Genomic DNA, 12329 nt, shown 5'->3' with positions numbered 1-12329 from the left:
GAATCGGCCATCGCTTTTGAGCGAGTCTATGGGAAGATACTGCGATGTTACCATGCTGCTTAACGATCTGACCCGCTTTAGTCTTCGCGCGGCACAGTGAAGTAGAAGGTCGTGCCTTTGCCCAACGTGCTCTCGGCCCAGATGCGCCCCCCGTGCGCTTCGACGATGTGTTTGGCGATGGACAGGCCGAGGCCGGTGCCGCCCTGGCCGCGTGCGCGATCCACTTTGTAGAAGCGTTCAAAGATGCGCGGCAACTCCTCGTGTGGGATGCCGACACCCGTGTCGCGCACGCCGACGATCAACACATCCTGTGCGGTCAAATCTATGCCGTTGGGATCGGCGCGCAGCCGTTGAAGTTGTTGTTCGGCCTCCTCGTCCGTCAGGACGAAAACCGTGATCTGGCCCTGCGGCGTGAACTTGATCGCGTTGTGCAGGAGGTTGGAGAGCACACGTCGGATCTGGTCTGGGTCGAACAGGCCGCGCTGCGCTTCGGGGACGGCGTTGATCATGCGCAACCCGGCCCGTTCGGCCTGCGGCGACAGACGGGTGATGGCTGCGTTGGCGACGTCATACAGTGAGGCGCGCAGCATGCGCATCGGCATTTGGCCTGACTCGATCTGCGTTAACTCCGAAAGCTCCTGCACCAACTGGGTGAGCGACTCGGTCTGGTCTTGCATCTGTCCAAGCAGGCGTTGTTGCGCCGGTGTGATGTTGGCCGATTCGGCGCGAAAGGTGTCGAGCAGGAGGCTCATGGCGGTGAGCGGAGTGCGCAGCTCGTGTGAGATGTTCGCGACGAAGTCGCGCCGGGCGCGGCCCAGGCGTTGTAGTTCGCTCACGTCGCGCAGCACAATCACCGCGCCGCCGGTGAAGCGGGCAGCTTGTGCGCGGAACAGGTGGTTGTGCAGGGTCAACTGGCGCGACAGTTCGGTGCGCCCGGCGATCGTGTCGCCGGCCAGGCTATCCAGCTCATACGAGCGGGTCGCTTCGATCAGGCTGTGGCCGACTTTGCAAATCCCGAGCCGGTCGGCGGCGTGATTGCACGCCGTGATCTGCCGGTGATTGTCCACGAAGATGACTGGATCGAACACCGCCTCGCCCATCGCTGCTTTAGCTTCTTGGCATCGTGCGAGTTCTTCGCGGGTCGTGTCGAGCTGTCGGCGCAACCGCCGGATGGTATCGCCCAGGCGCGTCGCGCTGTCCAGCGCGCGCCTGAGTTGTGTGAGCAAAATGGCGATGACGAGAAAAGAAACCGCCGTGACGCCGATCACAAACGCCGTGTTCATGTGTTGTTGTGCGCGCGATCCACCGACGGGGCTCGCCTGTGGCGGCGTAAATAGGCCAACATGGCCACCAGTGAGAACGTAGAAAGCGCGGCTGCCGCCAGCACGCTGCGCTTCACCCACGCCGACCGTGGATGGACGACGGGTGCCCCCATCAGCTCTTGCTTGGCGCGCGAGACGAACTCGGGGCGAGGCGCAACCGGCGCAACTGCAGCGCTGAGCCGGCGCTCTAGCCAGGCGATGTCCTCGGGAGTGAGTTTTGACGTGGTGTGTGTCATGTGCGTTACGGTGTGCGTGGGTGCTCCAGTTCGTCCATGATCTCGCGCAATTGCAGCAATGTGCGGTGATACAGCGATTTGACGGCGCCTTCGCTGCGGTGCATGATCTGGCCGATTTCGGCGTTTGGCAATTGTTCGACGAACTTGAGCACGATCAGATGTTGTCGTTCCGGGGGCAATAGGCGAATGGCTTGGAGCAGCCGCTGCCGATCGCGCTCGCTGTCAATGCGCTGATCGGCGTCTGCGTGGTCTGTGTGTGAGGCCGGCTCGTGCAGCGTCTCGATTTCATCGAGCGGCACAGAAGGGCGACGGCGGTTGTCGCGATGGAAGTTGACCACGACGTTGTGCGCGATGCGATACAGCCAGGCCGTGAACGGTATGCCGCGGTCGTTGTAATGGTGGATGTGCTTCAGCGCGCGGGCAAACACACGCGCCGTCAGGTCTTCGGCATCCTCCACGCTGCCGACGCGGTAGAAGACGTAGCGGTAGATCGCCGCAACGTGGCGCTCGTAGAGCGCGCCGAATGCCTCGCGGTCTGTCCTTGCACGCCGGGCCAGCGCCTGGTCGCTTTCGCCCGCGAATGGGTTGGCCGTCGCGTGATCTGACTGCGTCGCGGTCAGGGCATTCGGCTTGGCCTCACGCGTAGGAGATGACGTGAGCGTAGGCATGCAGAAAGTTCCTACTCGCGAAATTATAATTTCAACTGCACATGCTCATCTCCGTGGTCATTCCGAATTGGAATGGCGCGCCTCACCTGCCGGTATGCCTGAATGCGTTGCGCCGACAGACGCTGCCGCCGCTGGAAGTCATCCTGGTGGACAACGCTTCGCAGGACGAGTCGCGCCGCCTTGTGGCCGAGTCCTTCCCCGAGGTGAAGCTGCTGGCGCTGCCGGAGAATCGCCGCTTCGCCGGGGCGTGCAACGTCGGCATCCGCGCAGCCAGCCCCTCCGCCCAGGCGATCGCGCTTCTGAACAACGATACGGAAGCAGATCCGCGCTGGCTGGCGCATGTGGCGCGCTGCTTTCACGATCATCCGGATGCCGGCTTTGTGGCCAGCAAGCTGCGCCTATTCGACCGGCGCGACCACCTGCACAGCGCGGGCGATTTCTACTCGGTGCGCGGCGTGCCGGGCAACCGCGGCGTGTGGCAGTTGGATGACGGCCGATTCGACGTCGAATACGTCTTTGGGGCGTGCGGCGCAGCGGCTGTCTATCGCCGCGACATGCTCGACGCGATTGGATTGCTGGATGAGCGGTTCGAGTTCTCATGCGAGGACGTGGATTTGGCCTGGCGAGCGCAGTTAGCCGGCTACAAGTGTGCCTTCGCCCACGATGCCATCGTCTATCACAAAGTCAGTGCGACCGGCGGCGGGGTGATCAACAGCTACTACGATGGCCGCAATTTCATCTGGCTGCTGGCCAAGGACGTGCCGGGCGAGGTGATCCGCGCGCACTTCGGCGCGATCGTCGGTGAACAGTTGCGCATCGCCTGGAGCGCGCTGCGGGCCTGGCGGGGGCAAGCCGCGCGCAACCGGCTGAAGGGCCAGCTCGCCGGCCTGCTCGGCATCCCGCGCATGTTGTGCGCCCGGCGCAAGGTGCAGCAGACGCGCATCGTCTCATCAGCGGTGCTGCGCGCGATCTTGACGGCTTGAAGGCTCGCTCAAACGCCGTGACGTGAACGTAAAAGGATGATAGGCGGATGTGCGAACCCGCCGCGTCGTCGAGCATCGAAGGATCACAGCGCGATGGACCGATATAAAGTGACCCCTGGCCGTCCTATTCGACTCAGCGATTTTGACCCCGAAGACACCGGTCTGTTCGATGGCGAGAAGGCAGCGGCCAAAGCACAAGTGGACAAGCTGAACGACGAGCTCGAAAGCTTGCAAGAGCTGATGTATGCTGAGCACAAGCGCAAACTTCTGGTGGTGCTGCAAGCCATGGACACCGGCGGCAAAGACGGACTGATCCGCTCGGTGTTCGACGGCGTGAACCCGCAGGGTGTGAAGGTTGTCAATTTCAAAGCGCCCACGCCAATCGAACTCGATCACGACTACCTGTGGCGCGTACATCCACATGTACCCGGCAAAGGCGAGATGGTGATCTTCAACCGCAGCCACTATGAGGATGTGCTGATTGTGCGCGTGCAAGCGCTGGTGCCGGAGTCAGTATGGCGGCGTCGCTATCGGCACATCCGTGAGTTCGAGCGGATGCTGGCCGACGAGGGCGTGACCATCCTCAAGTTCTATCTGCACATCAGCAAGGACGAGCAGAAGCGCCGGCTACAGGCGCGGCTGGATGACCCGAACAAACACTGGAAGTTCAACACCGGCGACTTGAAAGCGCGTGCGCGCTGGGACGACTACATGCGGGCCTACGAGGATGCCCTCAACGAGACCAGCACCGAATGGGCGCCATGGTATGTGATCCCAGCTAACAAGAAGTGGTATCGCGACTGGGTCGCCTTGAACATTATCCTGGACACGCTGAAGGGGTTCAAGATGCGCTATCCACAGTCGCAGGAGGACTTGAGCGGGGTCGTAATCGAGTAACCGCTCAGGCGCAGACAGTCCCGTTATCTCTTCAACAAGCCGGTCGGAAATCGCGCCCCCGCAGGATGACCTGTGGTTCGCTTTCGGCGGCAACGTTGAAGTTGGCATCCTCCAGCTCGATTGAGATCATGCCTGTGTCCTGGTGCTGGCGCGCGGCCAGGATGCACATCACGCGCACTTGGCCGTGGCTGGGAATGCCATACCGCCCAGCCATGCGGATGTGTAAGCATGCGCGCTCACGCGCTCCGATCCGCGCCCTGGATCGTCGGCGCCGAGTTGCATCGCAGGCGTTTTACGCACACACTTGTATCTCACAATCGGTCAATCTATTAACTGAGCAACTATGAAAATTACATCTATCAAAACGGCTGCCACCATCGGCCATGGCATGCACCTCTGGGTCAAGATCACGACGGACGCCGGCGTCACCGGCATTGGCGAATGCGTGCACGGCGGCAAGCAGGCCATCGCCATCATCCAATATCTCGAGCAAAAACTGATCGGGCGCGACCCGTTCGCCATTGATGCGCTGTTCGAGGAGATGCGTCGCAGCCATGTCTTCGACGGTGGCACCGGCGGCGCCCTCATCACTGCGCTCACCGGCATCGAGATCGCGCTGTGGGACATCAAGGGCAAGGCGCTGAACGTGCCGGTGTATGAGCTGCTCGGCGGTAAGTTCCGCGACAAGATCTGGATGTATTGCGACTGTCAGGTGGACCCGGGCATGTCGTTCGATGAGGTCGAGCGCGTCGTGCATGGCGTGTTGGCTAAAGGCTTTACGGCGCTCAAGATAGACCTGGACATTGGCGCATATTCTGCCAATCGCATCCCGGTGGACGCCGACACGCAGGTGCTTACGCTCAAAGAGGGCGCGTTCAGCAAAGACAAGTTCAACCACACCGCCATGCAGCGTGAGCACGAGCGCATGTTGCAAATGGTGGATATGGTGACGCGCGCAGCGGGCAAAGACGTGGCTGTAGCGGCTGACGTGCACACGCGCCTCGATGTGCCAAGCGCCATCCGGCTGGTGCGCGACCTGGACCCCTATCACCTGCTTTGGCTGGAGGAGCCGGTGCCGCCGGAGAACATTGACGCGATGCGCGAGGTGAAGCGGCACAGCAAAACGCCCATTTGCGCCGGTGAGAACGTCTATCTACGCTTCGGCTTCCGTGAGCTACTCCAGAAGCAGGCCGTGGACATTGTCATGCCCGATCTGCCCAAGTGTGGCGGCTTGAGTGATGGCCGCAAGATCGCCAACCTCGCCGAGCTGTATTACATCCCGTTTGCCCCCCATAACGTCTCGTCGCCCATCGGCACGATGGCCAGCGCGCACGTGTGCGCCAGCGTGCCGAACTTCCTGGTGCTGGAGTGGCATTGGAACGAGCGGCCCTACTGGACGACGATCATCAAAGAGAAAGAGGACATCATCAAAGGCGGCTACATCGAGCTGACCGACCGACCGGGCATCGGCGTCGAGCTGGACGAGGAGGTGGCGCGCCAATACCAATACCCGGGCACCACGTGGTTCGAGTAATGTCGGCGTGGCGGGCATAGCGCGCGTTTTGGGCCCACGACCCTGTTGGGTAGGATGTGCAGCGAGCCAAGATCGCCTACGCCCCAACCGGCGTCTTTTATTGGGCGATGCCGTGAGTATACTGGTTGTGCACGACGACTTAGGACGCCGGTGTTCACCGGACGCCGGCAAGTGAGAGGAGGAGGTTCCCCATGCCGGATCACCAGCCTAGCCCTAAGCCGTGGCTCAACCGCTACGACAAAGGCGTGCCGGCCACGTTGAATTACCCCAAAGCCACGCTCTACGACCTGCTTGCCGAAACTGTGCGTAAATACCCCGACCGCCTGGCCACCAAGTTTGTGCTGCGCTACATCTTGGGTGATCGCGTGATGGTAGGCGGCACGCTGACCTATGGCCGGCTCGGCACGCTGGTCGAGCGTTTCGCTGCCGCTTTGCACGCGCTCGGCGTGAAGCGCGGCGACCGCGTGGCGCTGATGTTGCCGAATTCGCCGCATTTCATCATCGCCTTCTTCGCCGCCGCGCGCTTGGGCGTGATCGTGGTGAACACCAACCCCACCTACACGGCGCGCGAACTCAAACAGCAACTCGTGGATAGCGGCGCGGAGACCATCGTCTTGCTCAACTTGTTCTATCCCCGGCTGAAGGAGATTCGGGCGGAGACGGCGGTCGAACATGTCATCGTCGCCCACATTGACGACACGCTGCCGTTCCCATTCAAACAGCTCGTGCGCTTGCGTCAGCGCAAAGCGCACGACTGGGTGGATGTATCGGGCGAGCCGGGCATCCGCTTGTTCGGCGACATGCTGGCGACGGCCGATCCAGCGCCCGCGCCGGCCGCGCAGCCGGACGACGTGGCGTTGTTCCAATACACCGGCGGCACCACCGGCGTGCCCAAGGCAGCCATGCTCGCCCATCGCAACTTGGTGTGCAACACCATGCAGGTGCGCGCGTGGTTGACCAGCGGCGTCGAAGGCGGCGAGAAAGTGATGGCGGCCATTCCGTTCTTCCACGTCTACGGCATGACGGTGTGTATGCTGTATGGCGTCGCCATGGCTGCCGAGCTGGTCATCGTGCCCAATCCACGGCCGATCGAGAATGTCATGCGCATCATCAGCAAGGAGCGCTGCACGATCTACCCCGGCGTGCCGGCCATGTACATCGGCATCGTCAACAGCCCCAACGTTGGCCGATACGATCTGAAGAGCGTGAAAGCCTGCATCAGCGGCTCAGCGCCGTTGCCGGTGGAGATCCAAAAGCGCTTCAATGCGCTCACCGGCGGCCGGCTGGTCGAGGGCTACGGCCTCACCGAAGCCTCGCCGGTGACCCATTGCAACCCGGAGTTCAACGAGAACCGCGCCGGCAGCATCGGACTGCCCTTTCCCGACACCGAAGCGAAGTTGGTGGACCTCGCCACCGGCGCCGACCTGCCCATGGACGGCAACCTGGAGACGATCGGCGAGCTGTGTGTCCGCGGCCCGCAGGTGATGAAGGGCTACTGGAATAGGCCGGATGAGACGGCTAGAGCGATTGACGCTGACGGCTGGTTGCATACCGGCGACATCGCGCGCATGGACGCCGATGGCTATTTCTACATCGTGGACCGCAAGAAGGACATGATCAACGTCGGTGGGCTAAAGGTGTTGCCTCGCGACGTGGAAGAAGTGCTGTTCACGCATCCGGCGGTGCTCGAGGCCGCGGTGGTCGGCGTGCCACATCCAACCCGCGGCGATGACACGCTCACGGCGTTCGTCGTGCTCAAGCCGGGGGCCAGCGCGACTGCCGACGAACTGAAAGAATTCTGCAAGCAAAGCCTTGCGCCGTACAAGATCCCGCGCGTGATCGAGTTTCGCACAGAGTTGCCCAAGACGCAGGTGGGCAAAGTGCTGCGACGGGTACTGGTCGCGGAAGCCCAGGAGCAGCAAAAGGTGGCCGGCGGGTGATTCGGCACGGCTCAATCGCGCCGGCGCCGCCAATGAGCGTAGCGGTGCGTTGGTTCCCTCACAGCAGCACGTAGTGTAGATCCACCGAGTCAACGGTATGAAATGTTGCGTCCTGGGCGCGACGGGGTTCATCGGCGGCCAGATCGCGCGCGCGGCGGTGGCGCGCGGGTGGCCGGTGCGCGCCGCGCGACGCCATCCGACAAACACCGGCGCGATCGGCGATCTGTCGGTCGAATGGGTGTCGGCTGACCTGCGCGACGCGCGTTCGCTGGTTGCGGCTATGCGCGACTGCGAGGTGCTCTTCCATGCTGCTGCGGCCTATCCACAGGACTTTCGGCACATCGCGCGCGCCGTTGACGAATCGCGTGCAGAAATGCAGCGCGTGCTGGATGCTGCGCGCGCGGCCGGCGTCCGCCGCGTGATCTACACCAGCTCGTTCACCACGCTGGCGCGGCGCTTCGTGCCTGGCATGCCGCCGTTGGACGAGCGCGATTTCTACGCACCCGGCACAGCGCACAGCGCCTACTATGAAGCTAAGCTGGCGATGGAGCGACTGGCGTTGGCGGCGCGCGATCTAGAAGTGGTGGCGCTGCTGCCGACGGCCGTGTTCGGCCCCGGCGATGTCAAGCCGACCACCGGTAGGGTCATCCGCGAGGCAGGGCGTGGGCGCATTCCCGTTTACTTCGACGCTGTGATCAACTGCGTAGATGGGCGCGATGTAGCCGCCTCGCACCTGGCCGCGGCCGAGCGCGGCCGCGCCGGCGAGCGCTACATCCTCGGCGGGCACAACTTGACGATGCGCGAGCTGCTGGAGACGATTGACGCTTGCCAGGGGGTGCGTCGGCCTCGGCTGCACCTGGCGCGCGGCTTGGTGCGTGCGCTGGTTCGGTTGGCCGACGCGCTGCCGTTCGTCAACCTGCCGGAGAACTTCCGCACCTTCGAGTTTTGGGGGCCGGTCTCCTCCCGAAAAGCTGAGGTCGAGCTGGGTCATGCCCCAAGGCCGTTCGCCGAGACCGCGCGCGATACGCTAGCATGGTTCGGGTTGCTGGTGTGACCGGCTACTGGACGGCGAACAGAGGCTTTTCGCCGCGCAGCGCGCGCAGCACATCCTCGGCTACGGCCTGACACACGCGTGCCTGTGACTCGGTGGTCAGGCCGGCGATGTGCGGCGTGAGCAGCACCTTCTCGAATTCGGCCAGCGGGTCGGGCTGTTCGGGCGGCTCCTGTGCGCGCACGTCGAGCGCGGCGCCGCCTAGCCGTCCGGCGCGCAGCGCGTCCGCTAGCGCGGCTTCATCTACGATCTCGCCCCGGCTGGTGTTGATCAGCACGGCGGTCGGCTTCATGCGCGCCAGTCGGTCGGCGTTGATCAGGTGGCGGGTGGTGGGCAGCAGCGGCACGTGCAGCGAGATGAAATCGCTCTCGCCCAACAGGTGATCCAGCGGCGCGAGCGTCACGCCCAGTTCGGCGGCGGCGAAATGGTGAGGGGTGATGAGGGGGTCGTGCGCTATCACGCGCATGCCGAAGGCGAGGGCGCGGCGGGCCACCCGCGCGCCGATGTCGCCGAGGCCGATTAAGCCGAGCATCTTGCCGTGCAGCTCGAAGCCGGCGCCGAACGCGGCGCGATCCCAGCCGCCGCCTTTCGTGCGATGGTCGGCGGCCGGCAGTCTGCGCGCCAGGGTCAGCATTGCGGCCAGGGTGTATTCGGCCACGGCGATGGCATTGGCGTTGCCGCCGGTGACGACGGTGATCCCCCGCGCGCGCAGCGCCTCCAGGTCCAAGTTGTCCAACCCGACACCCAGCCGGCCCACCACCCTGAGCCGCGGCGCGCTGGCGAGGAGCGTCGCATCTACGCGCGTCTGGTTGCGCACGATGAGCGCCGTGCAATCCACAAGCTGCGCCAGCAGACGCGCGCGGTCGCGCCAAAGCTGCGGGTCGTAGGTGGTGGCGTCGAATGTGGCCAGGTGATCTACCCCCATGGGCATCCATTCGGTAATCAGGATGGGCATTGCGGATGGTCAGTCGAGCATATCCAGCACGTCCGGTCGGTGCGGATCGAGCACCGGCAGCGGCGGCGGTGTGATCAGCTCCGCGTTCTTGAAGGCGCTGCCGCAGCTAAACAGCACGGTCGTGTCGTCGGGCGAGAGGAAGCCGCCGGCGCGCAGGCGCTTGTAGGCTGAGAGCGTCGCCGCGCCCTCCGGCGAGGCGAACACGCCGGCCCATTGCGCCATCTCGCGCATGTCGCGCAGGATTTCGGCGTCGCTCACCGCCACCGCCGTGCCGCCGCTTTGCCGCACCGCGTCCAGGATCAGGTAATCGCCGATGGCGACCGGCACGCGGATGCCCGGCGCGATGGTGTGCGCGTCCGGGAATAGCTCGGCGTGGCGCCGGCCGGCCTCGAACGCGCGGACGATCGGCGCACAACCTTCGGCTTGCACCACGATCATCTTCGGGCGCTGAGGGCCGATCCAACCGAGCTGCTCCAATTCGTCGAACGCCTTCCACATGCCGACGATGCCGGTGCCCCCGCCGGTGGGGTAGATGATCGCGTCGGGCAACGTCCAATTGAACTGCTCGGCCAGCTCCAGCCCCATGGTTTTCTTCCCCTCTTGGCGATACGGCTCGCGCAGCGTGGACACGTCGAACCAACCCTTGCGCGCGGCGCGCTCGCGCACCAGTCGGCCAGCATCGTTGATCAGCCCCTGCACCAGATAAGCCCGCGCGCCGTATTGGAAGCTCTCCTTGCGCATCATCTCCGGCACGTCTTGCGGCATGAACTGATACACGGCCAAGCCGGCGCGCGCGCCATAGGCAGCCAGCGCCGAGGCGGCGTTGCCGGCCGAGGGGATGGCGACCGCTTTAACCCCCAGCTCCTTGGCCTTGGACACGGCTGCGGACAGTCCGCGCGCCTTGAAGCTGCCGGTGGGGTTGAGGCCCTCGTCTTTGATCCACAGCCGGTCGGTGCCCAGCCGTTCGCCCAGCCGGCCAGCGGGCAGCAGCGGCGTGCAGCCTTCGCCGAGCGTCACCACGTTAGCCGGGTCGCGCACCGGCATGATCTCGAACCAGCGCCACATAGTCGTGGGTCGCCGACAAAGGGCCTCTGGCGTCAGATGTTGGCGCGCGGCCTGCAAGTCGTAGCGCGCCAGCAGCACCTTGCCGCACTGCGCGCACGTTGTGTGAAGCTCGTCGGCGGAATACGTCGCGCCGCAGTACGAGCATTCGAGATGGGAGAGAAAAGAACGCATGAGCCTGCGATGTCCCAACTTGAGGTTCGCCCACTGCGAACGCTGCCTTCACCCGTTGAGGTTGATCACCATCAGCTTCGGCTCGGTCATTTCCTCGATGGCGTACTTGACGCCCTCGCGTCCCATGCCGCTGGCCTTCACGCCGCCGTAGGGCATGTGATCCACGCGGAAGGTGGAGACGTCGTTCACCTGCAAGCCGCCGACTTCGATCTCCTCGTAGGCTTGCATGATGCGGCCCAGGTCGCGCGTAAACACGCCGCCTTGCAGGCCGTAGTCAGTGCTGTTGGCCAGTGCGATGGCCTCCTCGAAGGTGTCGTAGGGTTGTAGGGTGATCACCGGCGCGAACACCTCCTGGCAGCTCACTTTCATCTCGCGGTTCACGTCGCTCAGCACGGTGGGGGGCAGCAGCGCGCCCTGCCGGCCGTTGCCGAGCAGCTTGCGCGCGCCCTGGCGCAGCGCCTCTTCCACCCATGCCTCGGCTTGCATGGCGGCGCGCTCCGTGATCATCGGGCCGACGTCGGTCTCTTCCAGGCGCGGATCGCCGACCTGGAGCGCGTTGATTTCGTCGAGCAGCGTCTCGACGGTCTCGTTGTAGATCGGGCGATGGATCAGCACGCGCTGCACGCTGATGCAGTTCTGGCCGGCGTTGGTGAAGCCGCCGAAAGCGATGCGCTTGGCGGCATAGCCGACGTTGGCATCTTCATGCACGATGGCCGCAGCGTTGCCGCCCAGCTCCAGCGCCGCGCGTTTGCGGCCGCATACGCGCTTGAGGTGCCAGCCCACGTCGCTGCTGCCGGTGAAAGAGAACATGGCGATGCGTTCGTCGCGCACCAGGTTTTCAGCTTGCGCGCCGCTGCACGTCACTACGTTGACGGCTTCGGGCGGCGCGCCGGCTTCCAGCAGCATCTCGCCCAGCAGCAGCGCCGAGAGCGGCGTGGCGCTGGCCGGCTTGAGGATGAAGGCGTTGCCGGCTGCCAACGCCGGCGCCACCTTGTGGCAGGCCAAGTTGAGCGGATAGTTGAACGGCGCAATGCACAAGATGACGCCGAGCGGGAAGCGCCGCACGATGCCGATGCGGTTCTCGCCGTCTTTCGTCCAATCCATGTTGACGACCTCGCCGGGGATGCGCCGCGCCTCCTCGGACGCGACGAAGACGGTCTGCTTCGCGCGCGCCACTTCGCCGCGCGCGGCTTTCTTCGTCTTGCCGCCTTCCATGACCAACGCGTTGACCAACTCTTCGGTGCGCGCTTCCATCTGGGCATGCAGTCGGCGCAGGATGGCCGAACGCTCGTGCGCCGGCAGCTTGCGCATGACGCGCGCGCCGCGCTGCGCCGACTGCACGGCGGCCTCCAAGTCGTCGTCGCCCGGCGAGCAGACCTCGGCGACCGGCTCGCCGGTGTATGGGAAGCGGACTGTAAACGTCGTCTGACCGGCGCGCCATTGGCCGCCGATGAGGAACTTCTTTGGCTCACTCATAGTGGGTGTAGTCTATCCGCCTGGGCGCGCC

At 64.3% G+C, this 12329-nt stretch carries 12 protein-coding genes; 5 read left to right on the top strand and 7 right to left on the bottom strand.

The features are described 5' to 3' along the window. Positions 1–77 precede the first annotated feature (77 nt). Genes GXH28_RS08760 through GXH28_RS08750 form a run of 3 tightly spaced genes read right to left on the bottom strand, consistent with a single transcriptional unit; the run spans position 78 to position 2226 of the window. The gene (locus GXH28_RS08760) at positions 78–1283 is read right to left on the bottom strand and encodes a sensor histidine kinase (RefSeq protein ID WP_169238651.1); all 1206 of its coding nucleotides are present in this window, start codon (positions 1281–1283) and stop codon (positions 78–80) included. Then, entirely contained in the window at positions 1280–1558 is a 279-nt protein-coding gene (locus tag GXH28_RS08755) for a hypothetical protein (protein WP_169238650.1), read from the bottom strand. Before GXH28_RS08755 ends, GXH28_RS08760 begins: the two co-directional genes overlap by 4 nt. A gap of 5 nt (positions 1559–1563) precedes the next feature. Continuing rightward, a complete protein-coding gene (locus GXH28_RS08750; RefSeq protein ID WP_169238649.1) occupies positions 1564–2226 on the bottom strand; it encodes an RNA polymerase sigma factor in 663 nt (220 codons plus the stop codon). A 41-nt stretch (positions 2227–2267) separates the two neighbouring features. Here GXH28_RS08750 and GXH28_RS08745 point away from each other — a divergent pair, with 41 nt between their 5' ends. Together GXH28_RS08745 and GXH28_RS08740 are read left to right on the top strand one after the other, a co-directional pair. Beyond that, positions 2268–3209, top strand: a complete 942-nt coding sequence (locus GXH28_RS08745) for a glycosyltransferase family 2 protein (RefSeq protein ID WP_169238648.1) — start codon at positions 2268–2270, stop codon at positions 3207–3209. 93 nt (positions 3210–3302) lie between these two features. Continuing rightward, positions 3303–4106 (top strand): polyphosphate kinase 2 family protein, encoded by an 804-nt coding sequence (locus GXH28_RS08740; RefSeq protein ID WP_169238647.1) that lies wholly within the window; start codon positions 3303–3305, stop codon positions 4104–4106. Between the two features lie 31 nt (positions 4107–4137). Here the strand turns inward: GXH28_RS08740 and GXH28_RS08735 are convergent, their stop codons facing one another. Next, a complete protein-coding gene (locus tag GXH28_RS08735; RefSeq protein WP_169238646.1) occupies positions 4138–4320 on the bottom strand; it encodes a hypothetical protein in 183 nt (60 codons plus the stop codon). A 129-nt stretch (positions 4321–4449) separates the two neighbouring features. Between GXH28_RS08735 and GXH28_RS08730 the strand changes: the two genes are divergently transcribed. The 3 genes from GXH28_RS08730 to GXH28_RS08720 all read left to right on the top strand — a co-directional run bounded on the left by GXH28_RS08730 (position 4450) and on the right by GXH28_RS08720 (position 8634). Further along, complete coding sequence (locus GXH28_RS08730) at positions 4450–5640, top strand: mandelate racemase/muconate lactonizing enzyme family protein (protein WP_169238645.1); 1191 nt, start codon at positions 4450–4452, stop codon at positions 5638–5640. Positions 5641–5831: 191 nt separating this feature from the next. Further along, positions 5832–7580: a long-chain-fatty-acid--CoA ligase gene (locus tag GXH28_RS08725; protein WP_169238644.1), complete on the top strand. Its 1749-nt coding sequence runs from the start codon at positions 5832–5834 to the stop codon at positions 7578–7580. Positions 7581–7677: 97 nt separating this feature from the next. Beyond that, positions 7678–8634 (top strand): NAD-dependent epimerase/dehydratase family protein, encoded by a 957-nt coding sequence (locus tag GXH28_RS08720; protein WP_169238643.1) that lies wholly within the window; start codon positions 7678–7680, stop codon positions 8632–8634. A 4-nt stretch (positions 8635–8638) separates the two neighbouring features. Here GXH28_RS08720 and GXH28_RS08715 read toward each other — a convergent pair whose 3' ends face one another. The 3 genes from GXH28_RS08715 to GXH28_RS08705 are packed head-to-tail and all read right to left on the bottom strand — an operon-like array spanning position 8639 to position 12298. Further along, a complete protein-coding gene (locus GXH28_RS08715; RefSeq protein WP_169238642.1) occupies positions 8639–9586 on the bottom strand; it encodes a hydroxyacid dehydrogenase in 948 nt (315 codons plus the stop codon). 9 nt (positions 9587–9595) lie between these two features. Then, the gene (locus GXH28_RS08710) at positions 9596–10822 is read right to left on the bottom strand and encodes a threonine synthase (RefSeq protein ID WP_169238641.1); all 1227 of its coding nucleotides are present in this window, start codon (positions 10820–10822) and stop codon (positions 9596–9598) included. Between the two features lie 48 nt (positions 10823–10870). Continuing rightward, a complete protein-coding gene (locus GXH28_RS08705; RefSeq protein ID WP_169238640.1) occupies positions 10871–12298 on the bottom strand; it encodes an aldehyde dehydrogenase family protein in 1428 nt (475 codons plus the stop codon). Between the last annotated feature and the right edge of the window lie 31 nt (positions 12299–12329).

It is taken from the genome of Candidatus Roseilinea sp. NK_OTU-006 (genome assembly GCF_012931985.1).
Classification (GTDB): domain Bacteria; phylum Chloroflexota; class Anaerolineae; order J036; family Brachytrichaceae; genus JAAFGM01.
This window is presented reverse-complemented; position numbering and strand designations above follow the sequence as displayed.